Raw genomic sequence first — 16,618 nt, 5'->3', positions numbered from 1 at the left:
AATGCGCCTACCCTTTGTTTTTCATATGATTGAGTCAAGAAAGCGAAACAAACGAACGAAAAGCGCTAAAGCGACTTTCATCTATAAAAAAGAAAAACAAAGGGGATGAAGAAATGACATTGGCAATTGAAATGAAAGATGTAATGAAAAGTTTCAACGAAAAAACGGCACTTCGAAATGTAAATATTGAGGTGAAGCAAGGAGAGATATTCGGATTCCTTGGACCGAGTGGATCTGGTAAGACGACAACAGTAAAAATTTTAACTTCTCAATTGCTTCATAGTGTTGGAACGGTAAGAGTATTAGGGAAAGATATTACAGGACCAAGTTGCATCGATTACAAACGAATTGGTATTTTAACAGATAACAGCGGCTTATATGAAAGACTTAGCATTTATGATAACTTACTATTATTTTGTGACTTATATGATTGCAAAAAAGAACGAATCGATGAAGTACTAGCACAAGTGAATTTATTAGATGATAAAAAAACACCAGTAAAAAAATTATCAAAGGGAATGAAGCAACGCGTCACACTAGCAAGAGCAATCCTTCATAAACCAGATATTCTCTTCTTAGACGAACCAACATCTGCACTTGATCCAGTAAACGTACAAAATATTCATAAAATCTTAAAAGACTTAAATAAAGAAGGAACGACGATTTTCTTAACGACTCACAACATGGACGAAGCAGAAACGCTTTGTAACCGCATTGCCTTCCTGTGTGGCGGAGAGATTGTAGCACTTGATACACCGGAGAACCTTCGCTTACAATACGCGAAAGATCAAATACAAGTCGTGTTAAAGGATAAGAAGAAAGAAACAGTACAAAAAGATGAATTAGGTGCAAAACGTATTTCAGAATGGATGAACAAAGGAGAATTACTATCCATTCATTCACACGAACCAACTTTAGGCGATATCTTTATTGAAGTTACTGGGAGGGGATTATAATGACATTTTCAATGAGACGTGTATCAGCTATTTTTAGAAAAGAAGTACAAGATTTTAAGACAAATTCACAAGTGTTGTTAATGGCATTTTTACCAATTATACTTTCATTTTTGTTTAGCAGATTTGGAGCGGGAAAGGAAATGTTAGGCATTACTACTATAACGGCCTTCCTATTTGTCGCAGGCTTTGTTCAATCTATGGTAATTGCAGAAGAAAAAGAAAAACATACATTGCGTGTATTAATGCTATCACCGGCATCTTCGGTTGAAGTTCTACTTGGAAAAAGTATATTAACAGCATGTTTGACATTGGGCATTTGTATTGTGAACTTATTTATTTTGGATCAATTCAGTGGAAATCTATTATTGCTAGGATTTATTTTCTTATGTGGAACAATTTTATTTATTGTGATTGGAACAATGATTGGATTGTTAGCTGCATCTGTACCACAAACATCAATAATTGGAATGCCGATATTAATGACGATGTATTTGGCTGTACAGTTTGAGCCAATGGTTGAAAATAAAGTAATTAAGACGATGATTGGATATCTTCCAACATCTAATATTGTGAAAGCACTTAACAGTTTAGTAGGTGGGACGGGATTTGGTAGTATTAGTGGGCATGTATTAAATGTTGCAGTTTGGCTTATTATATCGCTCTTTGTATGTTTAATCGTATATAAAAAGAAACAATTAGATTAAAAACTGAGCCAAAAGTGCTCAGTTTTTTCTTTTTTCTATCATTTCCTCGGAAATTTTGCAATTCTCATACATATTTTTACAGATTTTGTCGAAAAGTAATTAGTTATACGTTGTATAGGATACGTGAATATTGTTCAAAATGATTGCTGAGGTGATGATGGAATGCGAGGAAGAAATAATAAAAAGTCGCAAAAGGTAGTACATTTATTTCAAAAAAGATGGGTGTTTCCGGCACTATACATTGCTTGTGCAGCGGTAATCTTAATGGTTGCGCTATGGTTCCAAGGAGCTAATCCGAAGAAGACTCCAAACCACGATCAAGCAACACCGTATACACAATCGGAAGATCCAGCAGTACCAGTAACAAAATCTTCAGAAGTAGTGAAAATGCCAGCTGCCGCGAATGCGGAAGTAGTCGTACAGAAGAAATTCTATGAAGATGCAGCAACTGAGGCGGAACAAGAAAAAGCACTTGTCTTTTATAACAACACATATTCCCCGAACAAAGGAATTGACATTGCTGCGAAGAATGGAAAAGAATTCAATGTTGCTGCTGCTTTAAGTGGTACAGTAACGAAAGCTGAAAAAGATTCACTTCTTGGTTATGTTGTAACAGTTGATAGTGGAAATGGTGTAGCGGTATCTTATCAAAGCTTAGGCAGTGTGAAAGTAGAAAAGGGTGCAAGAGTTGCACAAGGTGAAGTATTAGGAACATCCGGTCTAAGTGCAATGAATAAAGAGGCAGGTTCTCACGTTCATTTTGAAGTACGTAAAGACAATGTGGCTGTGAACCCTGAACGTTACTTAAATAAATCAGTAACAGAAATTAAAGCTGATGCAGGTGCTGCAAAGGCTACGAATGCTTCTGGTAAAAAAGCTGATGACAAATCTCAAAAAGAAGAGAAGTCAACGAGCACGAAACCTGAAAGTAAAACAGAAGACAAGTCTCAAAAAGAAGAGAAATCAACAAGCGGTTCAACTAGTGACAAAAAAGAAGAACCGAAGAAAGAAGAAAAATCAACAAATGGTTCTACAGAATCATCTAACGATTCTTCTTCACAAGAATAATGAAGTGAAAAAATCAGTTCCCACTAGGGGAGTTGATTTTTTTATTTTTATATAAAAATACTCAATTTCGAGAAAAAAGTTGCAATAACAAGGAAAAATGACGAGATTCTCGAATATATATTACAAAAGGGAGGGGATACTGTGTCATTTTTGTTTGTTCTGTCGACTGCTATTATTTTATTGTTTGTTTTATTCACTTTATATTATTACATTGCCGGTAAGAAAGAGGTTCCCCACCATCAATTGTTAGAAGAAGAATTGGAACGAGAAGAATGACACCTTATATATAAGGTGTCATTTTTTTTCGCTATAATAGTCAGTTTTAACGTATTTCTCACAAAAAAACGTAATTTTTCTTAACTTAGTCCGCAAAAATAGTGAACATGTAGCATATATCAGTAGTGCGGGCAATACAATGGTATAAACCAAAGCAAAGAGAGTGTTTGAGGTGAGAAATCGTGAATCATTTCATTATAAATCCAAGAATGTTTAACGCTTACAAACAGCACTCACACTTACTTCTTAGTCGTATGCAGCGAGGCTCATTTCACCCTTCTCACATCCAAATTAGGGAGGCGAGTGGTGTGCACGATTACATCAAAGAGAGAACTATCAAGATTGGTAAGTATATCGTGGAGACAAGAAAGACAGTGCGTGTCATTGCAAAGGAATTTGGGGTATCAAAGAGTACAGTCCATAAAGATTTAACAGAACGTCTACCAGAAATTAATCCAGAGCTCGCAAATGAAGTGAAAGAAATTCTTGATTATCATAAGTCTATTCGTCATTTAAGAGGGGGAGAAGCAACAAAACAAAAGTATAGAAAAGAAGATGTAGAGAAGCCTGTACGTCAATAATGTTACAGTAGCAAACATTCCGTTCACATTCGGTAATATTTTTCAGAAGAATTCTTTTTGCGAATATTACGTTTCTGTTAAATTTATGATAAAATCAGAAATTAGGTGAAAAGAATTCGGGTGTAACCTGATTTTGAATATCGAGGAGGAAAAAACGGGAATGTTTGCGCGAGATATCGGAATTGACCTAGGTACGGCTAACGTATTAATTCATGTTAAAGGTAAGGGTATTGTATTAAATGAGCCATCTGTTGTGGCGATTGATCGTAATAGTGGTAAAGTATTAGCAGTAGGTGAAGAAGCGAGAAGCATGGTGGGACGTACGCCTGGTAATATTGTAGCAATTCGTCCACTTAAAGATGGTGTAATCGCAGACTTCGAAATTACAGAAGCAATGTTAAAGTATTTCATTAACAAATTGGACGTAAAGAGCTTCTTTTCAAAACCTCGTATTTTAATTTGTTGTCCAACAAATATTACATCAGTAGAACAAAAAGCAATTCGTGAAGCTGCTGAACGTTCAGGTGGTAAAACAGTATTTTTAGAAGAAGAACCCAAAGTAGCCGCAGTTGGTGCTGGTATGGAAATCTTCCAACCAAGCGGTAACATGGTTGTTGATATTGGTGGAGGTACAACAGATATCGCTGTACTATCTATGGGTGATATTGTTACCTCTTCCTCTATCAAAATGGCTGGCGATAAGTTTGATATGGAGATCTTAAACTATATTAAACGTAAGTATAAGCTATTAATCGGAGAACGTACTTCAGAAGATATTAAAATTAAAGTTGGTACAGTATTCCCAGGTGCACGTAGCGAAGAACTTGAAATTCGCGGACGTGACATGGTAACAGGCTTACCACGTACAATTACAGTATGCTCTGAAGAAATTACAGAAGCATTAAAAGAAAATGCAGCTGTTATTGTACAAGCTGCAAAAGGTGTATTAGAGCGCACACCACCAGAATTATCTGCAGATATCATCGACCGCGGTGTTATTCTAACAGGCGGTGGAGCTTTACTACACGGTATCGACATGCTTCTAGCAGAAGAACTAAAAGTACCAGTATTAATTGCTGAAAACCCAATGCACTGCGTTGCGGTTGGTACAGGTATTATGTTAGAGAATATCGACAGATTACCAAAGCGTGCTTTGAGATAATTTGAAAGAACTAAGGCTAATGCCTTAGTTCTTTTTTTGTTTTTTTATTTTTTTATTTTGTTTTTTTGCGAAAATGGAAGAAAAATAGAGAAATATGAAGGAAACAGGTAAAATATTCATATATATGGTTAAATTTAATATTTCCTTAATTGAAAACGTTTATAATATAATGAGTCGAATACGACATTAAGGCAAATAATGTTTCAATACATATTGCCTTTCCCTAATTTGGGCATACACTCTTTTCCACCTCCGTGTCAGTTGCAAAAATGTGCAACTATTTTAATGGAATAGAGTGTGTGCATTTTTTTTAGGAAGTTGTGCTAAATATAAAATGTTACTTTGTAATGACAAACAATAAACAAAATGGGATAATAGCAATATGTCCAAGTGGTAAGACCAATATTACAAAAGGGGCGATTGTTACATGCTAAATATAGAACAAATTAAAGAAATCATTCCTCACCGCTATCCATTTTTACTCGTTGATAAAATATTAGAAGTAGATGAAGGCAAAAGAGCGGTTGGGATTAAAAATGTATCCGCAAATGAAGAATTCTTTAACGGACACTTCCCTGACTATGCAGTTATGCCTGGTGTACTTATTGTAGAAGCATTAGCACAAGTCGGAGCAGTTGCAGTATTAAAGAAAGAAGAAAACCGCGGAAGACTTGCTTTCTTTGCAGGTATTGACAATTGCCGTTTCAAAAAACAAGTACGCCCAGGTGATCAGCTTCGTCTAGAAGTAGAAATGACACGCGTACGCGGCCCAATTGGAAAAGGAAAAGCAATCGCAACAGTAGATGGTGAAGTTGCATGTGAGGCAGAAATTACATTTGCGATTGGTGATAAAAAAGAATAGATAGTACTGAAAAATCCTTCTACATGTGCAGAAGGATTTTTTTATTACTGTTTTATTAGAAGTTTTAAAATTAATAATAACCAGAATTTTAACTATAAGTAAATGGAAATTTGTATATGATGACGCTATAAATATCTTGGAATTAAGATAAATGATAACGCGATAAAAATAGAGATATCATTGTCACATTATAGAAGGTATAAGATAGGACAAAGGTTATTCTGATTAGTTATGATGGATTACAGAGACAAGAAATGGAGAAATTTAACGGTAGAAGTAAATAAAAAATTGGCGTAGCATATCGGGCATAAAAGAAAAAAGGGGAAAATGTTGTATTTTGAAAAAAAGGAGATCATAACATGTTCGGGAGAAAAAAAAGAAAGCCATTAAGACAACTAATTACTCATAAAGAGCCTAAATCACGCATTGCGGAACAATACCGTAATATCCGTACAAATATTGAATTTACATCTGTAGATAACCATATTCGTTCTATCATTGTTACTTCAGTAGATCCTGGTGACGGAAAAACAACGACAATCGCAAACTTAGCGGTTGTTTTTGGCCAACAAGGAAAAAAAGTATTGTTAATTGGAGCAGACTTACGTAAGCCGACATTGCAAAATTTATTCGCTGCATATAGTCCAAATGGATTAACGAATTTATTATCAGGACAGACTTCGTTTGTGCAATGTATTCAAAAAACGGATATAGAGAACGTATATATTATGTCAGCAGGTCCAATCCCACCAAATCCAGCAGAGCTACTTGGATATCGTAAAATGGATGAAGTGCTTCTAGAGGCATATAAGATGTTTGACATTGTTCTAATTGATACACCACCCGTAATGGCCGTTACGGATGCACAAATACTCGCTAATAAATGCGATGGTGTTGTATTAGTAGCACGAAGTGAAAAAACTGAAAAGGATAAACTAATAAAAGTGAAACAAATATTAGATAAAGCGTCAGGAAAGCTACTTGGTGTTATATTAAACGATAAAAGAGAAGAACAAGAATCGTATGGATATTATTAGAAAATAATGTATGAAATAGTATTTTTTAAAAGTTAGCAATTTTTCGCTAACTTTTTTTTTGGGTTTTTAAAAATTTGTTATTAAAATATAAGGAAACAAAATGCAATAGAATTTTTGGCGAATTGATGGAATGTGTTGTCATATTTAAGATTATTTTGTAAGATTATATATGTTTTTAAATAACAATCGTACATAGATATTACTAAAATAAAAAAATGTAAGATTATATGTTATAATTTTTCCTATGTGTAAATTTTAGAAAGTTGGAGGAACTTATGGAAGAAACAATTAGTTTAAAAGAGTTATTTCATATCTTAAAAAAACGTTTAGCAATGATCCTCGTAATCGCATTTGGTGCAGCTATAGTAAGTGCTATCATTAGCTTCTTCTTTATGACACCAATCTATCAATCTTCGACGCAGATTCTTGTTAACCAGAAGAAGCAAGAAGGTGCAGCTATTCAATACAATGAGGTACAAACAAATATTCAATTAACAAATACATACAAGGTTATTATTAAAAGCCCAGTTATTTTGGATCAAGTGAAAGAAAAGCTAGGTTTAAATATAACAGTACAAGAGCTAAACAATAAAATTGAAGTAGCTAATGAGAAAGACTCACAAGTAGTGGCGGTAACTGCGCAAGATAAAGACCCAAAATTAGCTCGTGATATTGCTAATACAACTGCAGAAGTGTTTAAAGGTGAAGTTGCTAAAATTATGAGTGTTGATAACGTAACAGTGTTATCAAAAGCAGAAGTTGCAGAAAATCTATCTCCAATTAAACCACGTCCAATGCTAAATGTAGCAATTGCTTTCGTTATTGGTTTAATGGCTTCAATTGGTCTTGCATTCTTACTAGAATACTTAGATAACACAGTGAAAAAAGAAGAAGATGTAGAAAGCTTACTTGGCTTACCAGTGTTAGGTATTGTCGCTCGTATGGATGAAGAAACATTGAACGTAAAATCACACGCTCCATCATCAAGAAAAGTGAGGGGACAAACAATTGGCTCTTAATTTATTTAAAAAGAAAAAGAATCATCGTCAACGTCGTCAATTAATTGCTCATCAACAACCGAAATCACCAATTTCAGAACAATATCGTAATATTCGAACGAATATTGAATTTGCAGCTGTTGATTTGAATTTACATTCATTAATGGTAACATCTGCGAATCCAAGTGAAGGGAAAACGACAACGACAGCTAATATGGCAGTTGTGTTTGCTCAACAAGGAAAGAAAGTATTATTAATTGATGCTGATATGCGTAAGCCGGCGATGCATCAAATGTTCCAAGTAGATAATATTTTTGGACTAACGAATGTATTAACATATAGTGAACGTTTAGAGAAATGTGTACAAACGACATCTATAGATAACCTCAGCTTTTTAGCATGTGGTCCAATCCCACCAAATCCAGCTGAATTGTTAGGGTCAAAATCAATGAAAGAACTTCTTGGACAAGCATACAGCATGTACGACTTAGTTATTTTTGATATGCCACCTATTTTAGCTGTTACCGATGCGCAAATTATGGCAAATGTATGTGATGCTTCTATTCTTGTTGTTCGTAGTGAATCAACAGAGAAAGAAACAGCAGTAAAAGCAAAGGGATTGTTAGAATCGGCTAAAGGTAAATTATTAGGTGTTGTTCTAAACGATCGTGAACGTGAAGAAGGCTTATATTATTATTACGGTGCAAACTAATTAAAAGAGTGAGATATGGTTGAAACATATCTCCTTTTTTCCCTTGAACATGAGAAATCTCTCATATTCAAGGGAAAAAAGATTTTTATATGAGAGAGGGAGGATGAAACAAATGATAGATTTACATTGTCACATTTTACCTGGTATCGATGACGGTGCACAGACAGTAACAGATAGTTTGGCAATGGCACAACAAGCCGTTTCAGAAGGAATACATACCATTGTCGCAACGCCACATCATCAAAATGGAAAATATATAAATGAACGTACCTCAATTATTCATGGAGTAAAACAACTGAATGATGAACTACAAAAACATAATATCCCGCTTACTATTTTACCGGGGCAAGAGATCAGATTATATGGTGATTTATTAGAAGACTATGAAACTGGTAAAATTGTTACTTTAAATGAAACAAATAAATATATATTCATTGAATTTCCATCGAATCACGTACCTCGTTATGCTGAACAACTATTATATGAACTGCGCGTTAAGGGAATGATTCCAATTATCGTTCATCCGGAACGTAATGCCGAGTTAATCGAGCGGCCAGATAAGTTATATAACCTTGTAAATAAAGGGACATTAACGCAAGTAACAGCAGGTAGTTTACTTGGGAAGTTTGGCAAAAAAATCAAAAAATTCTCACTACAGCTTGTGGAACATAATTTAACACATATGGTCGCTTCAGATGCACATAATACAACTTCAAGAGGATTTCATTTAGCGGAAAGCTATGAATTAATTGAGAAAGAATTCGGGATGAATGTTATGAGTGATTTGAAAGAAAATCCGTACTTATTAATTAGCGGCAAGGCAATTTATAAAGAAGATCCAGAACAAATTCGTCGCAAAAAATTATTCGGTATTTTTTAAATAAAGAATTGGTGATGTCTCCTAACCGTTATCAACGGGGGCACTCGGTCGTGCTGTGGGTAGAAATTTTATTTCATGCCTACCTTAGACGCTTGTCGTCGGGAGTATGGCGTGAGGATGGGTTAGATGCCCATAATTTATTTGTAATAGAAACTCTACCTATGGAGTTATAAAAATGACTCTATAGGTAGGGTTTTTGTTATTGTTACATGCAAATAAATAGATTTATAGGGGGAGTATAATTGAAAAAAGTAAGAAAAGCAATTATTCCAGCTGCTGGTCTTGGGACAAGATTTTTACCAGCAACGAAAGCGATGCCGAAAGAAATGTTACCGATCGTTGATAAACCAACAATTCAATACATAATAGAAGAAGCGATTGAATCAGGAATTGAAGATATTATTATTGTTACTGGAAAAGGTAAACGTGCCATTGAAGATCATTTTGATCATTCATTTGAACTAGAACAAAACCTTTTAGAAAAAGGGAAGTATGAAATGCTTGAAAAAGTACAAGCTTCTTCAAAAATTAACATTCATTACATAAGACAAAAAGAACCGAAGGGTTTAGGGCATGCAGTATGGTGTGCACGTAAATTTATTGGAAATGAACCATTTGCGGTATTACTTGGTGATGATATTGTGCAAGCAGAAACGCCATGTTTGCGTCAATTAATGGATCAATATGAAGAAACACAATCATCTGTTATAGGTGTACAAACAGTACCAGAAAATGAAACGCATCGTTACGGTATTATCGATCCAGTTGAACAAAATGATCGTCGTTATCAAGTACGTCAATTTGTAGAGAAGCCAGAGCAAGGAACAGCACCATCAAACTTAGCTATTATGGGTCGTTACGTATTAACACCAGAAATTTTTATGTTTCTAGAGAATCAACAAACAGGTGCAGGCGGCGAAATTCAATTAACAGATGCGATTCAACGATTAAATGAAATTCAGCGTGTGTTTGCTTATGACTTTGAAGGGATTCGTTATGATGTTGGGGAGAAGTTTGGATTTATTAAGACGACAATTGAGATGGCACTCCAACATGAATCCTTAAGGGAAGAGTTAATAAGTTATATGAATGAACTTGTAAAAAAAGAAAATGTACATATTTAAAGTGAGGTGAAAAGGCATTGGCCTTAACTAAAGTATCAAGTGGAGTTGTAAAAGAACAAAGAATGCTTGTTGCTGAAGAGATAAATCAGAGTGTGTTTTATTTATTTATGAAGCGTGTAATAGATATATTAGGTTCATTATGCGGTCTTATTTTTCTTTTTCCTGTTTTACTTGTTATAGCGTTACTTATTAAGTTAGAAGATCCTAAGGGTTCCATTCTTTTTAAGCAGGTTCGTGTTGGGAAAAATGAAAAGGAGTTTGGAATGTATAAATTTCGTTCCATGGTGACAGATGCAGAAGAGCGATTAAAGGATTTATTAGAACATAATGAAGTATCAGGGGCAATGTTTAAAATGAAAGAAGACCCCCGTGTCACGAAAATTGGCAAGTTTATTCGGAAAACGAGTATCGATGAATTACCACAATTATTAAATGTACTAAAAGGTGAAATGAGTTTAGTTGGACCGCGTCCACCGCTTCCAAGAGAGGTAAAAGAATATACTTTGTATGATAAACAGAGATTGCTTGTTACACCAGGTTGTACAGGACTATGGCAAGTTACAGAGAGAAATAGTGTTGGTTTTGCAGAGATGGTGGAATTAGATTTAACTTATATTAAAAAGCGTAATATTAGGTTTGATTGTAAGTTAATATTAAAGACGGTATTAGTTTTAGTTGGTTCAAAAGATGCCTATTGATGAATAGTTCAATTAATAGGTCAGATTTAAAAAGTGGTAGTTGGTACACTAACTTGTATTTAAGTATAAAATGTCTGCAAGGGAGATTTTTAATATGAATATAGCGGTAGTAGGGACTGGATACGTAGGTCTAGTGACAGGTGTAGGTTTATCAGAAGTAGGACATAGTGTTACTTGTATTGATATGGATGAAAAAAAAGTGGAGAAAATGCAAGATGGACAATCACCAATTTATGAGCCTGGTTTAGATGAGTTAATGCTGAAAAACATCGAGGCTGGACGCTTAAATTTTACTACAGACCATCTAACAGCATTTAAGGAAGCTCAAGTCATTTATATAGCGGTAGGTACTCCTGAAAATGAAGATGGAACAGCAAACTTAACTTATGTTAATCAAGTTATAGAACAAATTGCTCAAAATGTAAAACGAGATATTATAGTAGTAACAAAAAGTACAGTACCTGTAGGAACTAATCATTATATTAAAGGTAGATTAAAAGAGTTATTAGTGGAAGGTATTAAAATTGAGGTAGTATCAAATCCAGAGTTCCTTCGAGAAGGATCTGCCGTTTATGATATATTCAACGGTGATCGTATTGTAATTGGTGCTGAATGTGATGAAGCATTAGAAGTAATGCGTAAGGTTAATAAACCTTTTGGTATTCCTATATATGAAACCGATATTTGTAGTGCTGAAATGATTAAATACGCCTCTAATGCATTTTTAGCTACAAAAATTAGTTTTATTAATGAAATTGCTAACGTATGTGAAAAAGTAGGTGCTGATGTAGAGAAGGTAGCCCTTGGAATGGGATTAGATAGCCGTGTTGGTAATCAATTCTTAAAAGCTGGAATTGGTTATGGGGGCTCTTGTTTCCCAAAAGATACAAAGGCACTTAAAAAAATCGCAGAAAATGTAGACTATGATTTTAGCTTGTTAAGTTCGGTTATTCAATTTAACAATAAGCAACAAAGGAAGTTACTTGATCAGGCTATAAAGGATTTTGGGACATTAGAAGGAAAAAAAGTAGGTATATTAGGACTAACTTTTAAGCCTAATACAGATGATATGCGAGAAGCAGCTTCATTAGTTATTATCCCAGAACTTATAGAAATGGGTGCGCATGTAAAAGCTTATGATCCAATAGCAATTGATAATGCAAAGAAAATCTTACCTAGTACAATAGAATATGTGAATGAAGTAATAGAAGCGATTAAAGATACAGAAATTGTATTTATTTTAACGGAATGGGATGAAATTAAATCTATACCATTAGAAAAATTTGGAATGGAAATGAAAGATCCAAATATATATGATGGCAGAAATTGTTTTGGAATTGAAGCTGTGAAGAATAGTGATATAAACTATTTTTCAGTAGGAAGAGAAGCTATTAAAAGAAGCAGTGTAAGGGTTTAGTTTAAATTGTAATTTTTAACTAGAGATTTGTAAAAAAGTTAGTAGTAATTATATAAGGTATATGAAGGAGGGGGAATATTGAAAATATGTTTTGCTGCTTCATCAGGGGGACATCTAGAGCAATTAATGATGCTACATCCAATGATGAAAGATCATGATAGTTTTATTTTGACAGAGAAGACAAATTACCAATTTAATTCAAAAGGCATTAAGTCTTATGATGTCATTCAAATTAATAGAAGGGAATTCTCCTTCTTTTTTAAATTTATTATTTTAGTTTTTCAGTCTATATTTATTTTATTGAAAGAGAAACCGGATGTTGTTATCTCTACTGGAGCATTAGCGACAGTGCCCATGTGTTTATTAGCTAAGTTGTTTAAGAAGAAATTAATTTTTATAGAATCCTTCTCTAAAATCACTTCACCGACTATTACAGGTAAATTGATGTATAAGTATGCAGATTTATTCTTAGTGCAATGGGAAGATATGAAACAATTTTATCCAGATGCAACTTATGGAGGCGGAATATATTGATTTTTGTAACAGTAGGTTCCCAAAAATTCCAATTTAATAGATTGTTAGAAGAAGTTGATCGTTTAGTTGAAGAAAAAAAAATAAAACCAGATGAAGTGTTTGCTCAAATTGGTTATTCAACATACGAACCACGTTATTACTCATACAAGAAATTTTTAAATAAAGAAGAATTTTTGGATTTAATGTTTAAAAGTGAAATAGTGATTACTCATGGAGGAACAGGTTCTATTATAAACGGGGTAAAACAAGAAAAGAAAGTAATAGGTGTTCCTCGAACTGTAGAATATGGTGAACATGTAGACAATCACCAATTTGAAATAATTGAGCAATTCACAAATTCAAACTTAATATATGGAATTTCAGATGTTAAAGAACTAGAAAAATCATTAGATGTTGTGAAAGAAATGAATTTCAAAAAATATCAATCTAATACTAGTAATATTATTGATATACTTGAGACGTTTTTAAAAAAGACTCTATGATGCATATAACTAAAAATATATAGAAATAGGTGAGCGAATGAAAGTTATCATGATTGGATCTCACATACGTGTAACAGGTGGGATTACCAGAGTGGTAAAGAACTATATACAAGCGGGCCTTAATGAGAAAACTGATTTAGAATATTTTCCAACTTATTATGGTAGTAATCATTTTGTAAATATAGTTTATTTTATCATTCAATATGTAAAGTTGTTCTTTAAACTTAATATACTAAAAAGGAAATATGATATAGCTCATATTCATATGTCGTATAGAGGAAGTTTTATTCGAAAAAGTAAAATTATAAAGATGTTGCATAAGAATGGTATTCCAATTGTATTACATATGCATGGCTCTCAATTTAAAGATTTTTATAATGAAAGTTCGGATAAAAGAAAGAAAGATATTGTGGATGCATTAAACAAGGTAACCGTGATATTAGCTTTAGGAGAGCAGTGGAAAGAATACTATAAATCAATTAGTACAGCGAAAGTGGTTTCTTTAGATAATGCAGTTTTTCCGAAAAACGTCAGCAGCAATTCCCAGGATGCAGTTTATATCACAACAATGGGAGTGCTTTCTCAAAGAAAAGGTACATATGATTTGATTGAGGTAGGCGCTAAATTAAAAGGAAAAATAGATAACAAATATAAATTTGTTTTAGCCGGTGATGGAGAAATCGATAAGGTCAAAAAGAAAATTGCTGAAATGGAATTAGAAGATTTGTTTGTTGTTCCAGGTTGGATATCAGATGAGACTAAGATAGAAGAAATTTATCGAAAAAGTGCCATTTATGTACTACCATCTTATAATGAAGGCATGCCGATGTCTATATTAGAAGCAATGAGTTACGGTTTACCTGTTATATCTACCGATGTTGGTTCTATTGCTTCTGTTGTAGAAGAAGATAATGGATTTGTGATAAAACCGGGAGATATAAGCACATTGGCTAATAATATTATTTATTTGTTAAATAATAAGTCACATATAGAAAAAATAGGCGAAAATAATGCAGAAAAAATACGTACAAAATATAATGTCTACAACTCATTAGATAAGATGTGTGGTTTGTATGAAGATATTGTAAAAAAAAAATATAAATAAAATTTTGATTAAAGTGAGTTGAAAATGATGCCAGGATTCTTTGGTTTTATTTCAAATAATAAAAGTGTTTTAAATAATGAGCTGGATATGTATGAAATTGTAGATAAAAGCAGTGATTTAATACAAGAAGAAATTGAAATTCAGGGTTCTGGAATATATGGGAAAATTTTTAGGAATGCTGTGAATAAGTTTAGTTTCGATAAAGCTTTTTATAGTGATCAGAAGAATCTTATTGCCATTGATGGAGTAGTTTTAAACAAGCATGATTTATGTGAAAAGTATGATGTTAGTGAAAATGAAATATTAAACTTAATTAAAAAGATGTCAATTGAAGATTCTGAAACTTTCTTCCGACAATTCAGGGGGACTTTTGCAGGAGTTTTTTGGGATAAGGAGACGAATAAATTAAACGTATTTACAAATCATATTGGTGATAAGGAAGTTTTTTATTACCTATGTAAGGAAAGCCAAGTTTTCTATTTCTCAACTGATTTTAAATCTCTTATAAAGATGGTTCATGAACAAACAAGTAGACAGTTTAAGATTAATAATAATGCAGCTTATAGTTTAATGGTACATTCTCATGTACTATGTAATGAAACGTTATTTGAAGATGTATATAGGTTAACACCAGGGCACTATATTCAATATTCTAATGGTACTATCGAAAAGGAGTGTTATTATGCCATTGATAATACTCCTATTAGTATTTCAAAAGAAGAGGCTTTAGCTAGGCTGGATACTTTGTTTAGAAATGCTGTGAAAAGGGTTTTTGAGAAAGATTTGGAATATGGATATAAACATCTAGTTGCTCTAAGTGGTGGCTTAGATTCTCGAATGACTGCTTGGGTGGGGCATAATATGGGATACACCAATATGCTGAATTACACGTTTTCACAAACTGATTATTTAGACGAGACGGTGCCCAAAGAAATTACTGATACGCTAAAAAGTGAATGGATGTTTAAAGCTTTAGATAATGGTACATATCTTTACAAGTATTTTGATGAATCAGTTAAGATATCCGGTGCTAGAAGCCAGTCATGTACCATTTCTCATACACTTAGTATGCTTAGTAATCTTAATTTAAAAGAATATGGCCTTGTTCATACAGGACAACTTGGAGATGTAGTAATTGGTACTTTTTATGATCAGGGAAGGAAACAAAATTTCAAACCTGGATCTGGAGCATATTCCACTAAACTGCTGGATAGGGTTCAATACACTGAAGAGAAAGCTGTACATTTAGAGGATCAAGAGATATTTAAATTTTATAATAGAGGTTTTACAGGAGTAAATATAGGACTAAAACCTATGTTTCTCTATACAGAAACAACATCGCCATTTTTAGATGTAGATTTTCTAGATTTTTGTTTATCTTTGCCATTAGAGTATAGAAGCGGACATAAGATTTACATTGAGTGGATAAATAAGTTTTATCCTGAAGCAGCAGATTTCATTTATGAAAAGGTAAAAGGGAAAATTAATCGAAAGACGATTACAGTTCAAGGCATACCAGTTCCATGGACGAGCGTTCCGGCGGCGGCAGTAAAATTAATTAAGAATAAATTAGGCTTAAAGTTAAGTTCAAAAAAACATATGCATCCGATGGATTATTGGTATCAAAATAATAAAAATCTAAGAGATTTTTATGAGGAAAAATATAATGAAAATATTAACTTATTAACTGAAGAAAGCCTAAGAAAAGATTGTGAGTTTTTATTTAGAGAAGGAAATACTCTCGAAAAAGATCAAGTAGTTACATTATTAGGTTTTTTAAAACAAATGGATATTTATATTAAATAGTAATGGTAATTTTGTTATTAGAAACAGAATAATGTATTTAGAAATAAAGGTGTATTACTGAAGTATATGGTTAACTATTAGATAAGGAATAATGAAAAAGATTTTTCACTTTGAAAATCGTTTATAAAGTAGAATTATTTATTGTTTTTAACAAGGAAACAATATGAGTATAATTTATACGCAATTAAAATAGTTCAAGGAAAATAAAATGGATAG

18 protein-coding genes are annotated in these 16,618 nt (G+C 33.2%); all 18 read left to right on the top strand.

What is annotated here, in order from left to right:
• Window positions 1–113 precede the first annotated feature (113 nt).
• The 18 genes from ACS2CR_RS11805 to ACS2CR_RS11720 all read left to right on the top strand — a co-directional run bounded on the left by ACS2CR_RS11805 (window position 114) and on the right by ACS2CR_RS11720 (window position 16,402).
• The gene (locus tag ACS2CR_RS11805; RefSeq protein WP_053513720.1) at window positions 114–956 is read left to right on the top strand and encodes an ABC transporter ATP-binding protein; all 843 of its coding nucleotides are present in this window, start codon (window positions 114–116) and stop codon (window positions 954–956) included.
• Entirely contained in the window at window positions 956–1,660 is a 705-nt protein-coding gene (locus tag ACS2CR_RS11800) for an ABC transporter permease (protein ID WP_053513718.1), read from the top strand. The genes ACS2CR_RS11805 and ACS2CR_RS11800 overlap by 1 nt, the downstream gene beginning before the upstream one ends.
• A 162-nt stretch (window positions 1,661–1,822) precedes the next feature.
• On the top strand, window positions 1,823–2,728 hold the full coding sequence (locus tag ACS2CR_RS11795; protein WP_001214926.1) for a M23 family metallopeptidase: 906 nt from the start codon (window positions 1,823–1,825) through the stop codon (window positions 2,726–2,728).
• A gap of 141 nt (window positions 2,729–2,869) precedes the next feature.
• Complete coding sequence (locus ACS2CR_RS11790; RefSeq protein ID WP_000008903.1) at window positions 2,870–3,004, top strand: hypothetical protein; 135 nt, start codon at window positions 2,870–2,872, stop codon at window positions 3,002–3,004.
• A 308-nt stretch (window positions 3,005–3,312) separates the two neighbouring features.
• Window positions 3,313–3,585: a sporulation transcriptional regulator SpoIIID gene (gene spoIIID, locus ACS2CR_RS11785; RefSeq protein ID WP_000544012.1), complete on the top strand. Its 273-nt coding sequence runs from the start codon at window positions 3,313–3,315 to the stop codon at window positions 3,583–3,585.
• Window positions 3,586–3,745: 160 nt separating this feature from the next.
• Entirely contained in the window at window positions 3,746–4,747 is a 1,002-nt protein-coding gene (locus ACS2CR_RS11780) for a rod shape-determining protein (RefSeq protein ID WP_000457978.1), read from the top strand.
• Between the two features lie 427 nt (window positions 4,748–5,174).
• Window positions 5,175–5,609 carry a 3-hydroxyacyl-ACP dehydratase FabZ gene (fabZ, locus tag ACS2CR_RS11775; protein WP_000931959.1) on the top strand — a complete coding sequence of 145 codons (435 nt, stop codon included), beginning with the start codon at window positions 5,175–5,177 and terminating at the stop codon, window positions 5,607–5,609.
• 359 nt (window positions 5,610–5,968) lie between these two features.
• Complete coding sequence (locus tag ACS2CR_RS11770) at window positions 5,969–6,646, top strand: CpsD/CapB family tyrosine-protein kinase (RefSeq protein ID WP_016111011.1); 678 nt, start codon at window positions 5,969–5,971, stop codon at window positions 6,644–6,646.
• Between the two features lie 275 nt (window positions 6,647–6,921).
• Window positions 6,922–7,665, top strand: a complete 744-nt coding sequence (locus tag ACS2CR_RS11765) for a YveK family protein (RefSeq protein WP_016111010.1) — start codon at window positions 6,922–6,924, stop codon at window positions 7,663–7,665.
• The gene (locus ACS2CR_RS11760; protein WP_016111009.1) at window positions 7,655–8,356 is read left to right on the top strand and encodes a CpsD/CapB family tyrosine-protein kinase; all 702 of its coding nucleotides are present in this window, start codon (window positions 7,655–7,657) and stop codon (window positions 8,354–8,356) included. Before ACS2CR_RS11765 ends, ACS2CR_RS11760 begins: the two co-directional genes overlap by 11 nt.
• Before the next feature lie 112 nt (window positions 8,357–8,468).
• The gene (locus tag ACS2CR_RS11755) at window positions 8,469–9,236 is read left to right on the top strand and encodes a tyrosine-protein phosphatase (RefSeq protein WP_053513716.1); all 768 of its coding nucleotides are present in this window, start codon (window positions 8,469–8,471) and stop codon (window positions 9,234–9,236) included.
• Window positions 9,237–9,478: 242 nt separating this feature from the next.
• A complete protein-coding gene (gene bpsC, locus ACS2CR_RS11750) occupies window positions 9,479–10,360 on the top strand; it encodes a UTP--glucose-1-phosphate uridylyltransferase BpsC (protein WP_016111007.1) in 882 nt (293 codons plus the stop codon).
• Between the two features lie 17 nt (window positions 10,361–10,377).
• Window positions 10,378–11,058 (top strand): sugar transferase, encoded by a 681-nt coding sequence (locus ACS2CR_RS11745; RefSeq protein ID WP_016111006.1) that lies wholly within the window; start codon window positions 10,378–10,380, stop codon window positions 11,056–11,058.
• Window positions 11,059–11,152: 94 nt separating this feature from the next.
• On the top strand, window positions 11,153–12,475 hold the full coding sequence (locus ACS2CR_RS11740; RefSeq protein ID WP_016111005.1) for a UDP-glucose dehydrogenase family protein: 1,323 nt from the start codon (window positions 11,153–11,155) through the stop codon (window positions 12,473–12,475).
• A 78-nt stretch (window positions 12,476–12,553) separates the two neighbouring features.
• Window positions 12,554–13,009 carry a PssD/Cps14F family polysaccharide biosynthesis glycosyltransferase gene (gene pssD, locus ACS2CR_RS11735; protein WP_000686464.1) on the top strand — a complete coding sequence of 152 codons (456 nt, stop codon included), beginning with the start codon at window positions 12,554–12,556 and terminating at the stop codon, window positions 13,007–13,009.
• Window positions 13,006–13,491 carry a PssE/Cps14G family polysaccharide biosynthesis glycosyltransferase gene (gene pssE / locus ACS2CR_RS11730; RefSeq protein ID WP_000578429.1) on the top strand — a complete coding sequence of 162 codons (486 nt, stop codon included), beginning with the start codon at window positions 13,006–13,008 and terminating at the stop codon, window positions 13,489–13,491. Before pssD ends, pssE begins: the two co-directional genes overlap by 4 nt.
• Before the next feature lie 37 nt (window positions 13,492–13,528).
• The gene (locus ACS2CR_RS11725; protein ID WP_016111004.1) at window positions 13,529–14,596 is read left to right on the top strand and encodes a glycosyltransferase family 4 protein; all 1,068 of its coding nucleotides are present in this window, start codon (window positions 13,529–13,531) and stop codon (window positions 14,594–14,596) included.
• 24 nt (window positions 14,597–14,620) lie between these two features.
• Complete coding sequence (locus ACS2CR_RS11720; RefSeq protein WP_053513712.1) at window positions 14,621–16,402, top strand: hypothetical protein; 1,782 nt, start codon at window positions 14,621–14,623, stop codon at window positions 16,400–16,402.
• Window positions 16,403–16,618 lie beyond the last annotated feature (216 nt).

It is taken from the genome of Bacillus cereus group sp. BceL291, assembly GCF_051776705.1.
In the GTDB taxonomy this organism is placed as follows: Bacteria; Bacillota; Bacilli; order Bacillales; family Bacillaceae_G; genus Bacillus_A; species Bacillus_A cereus.
Note: the sequence above shows the minus strand (reverse complement) of the source record. Positions and strands in the feature narration are given on the sequence as shown.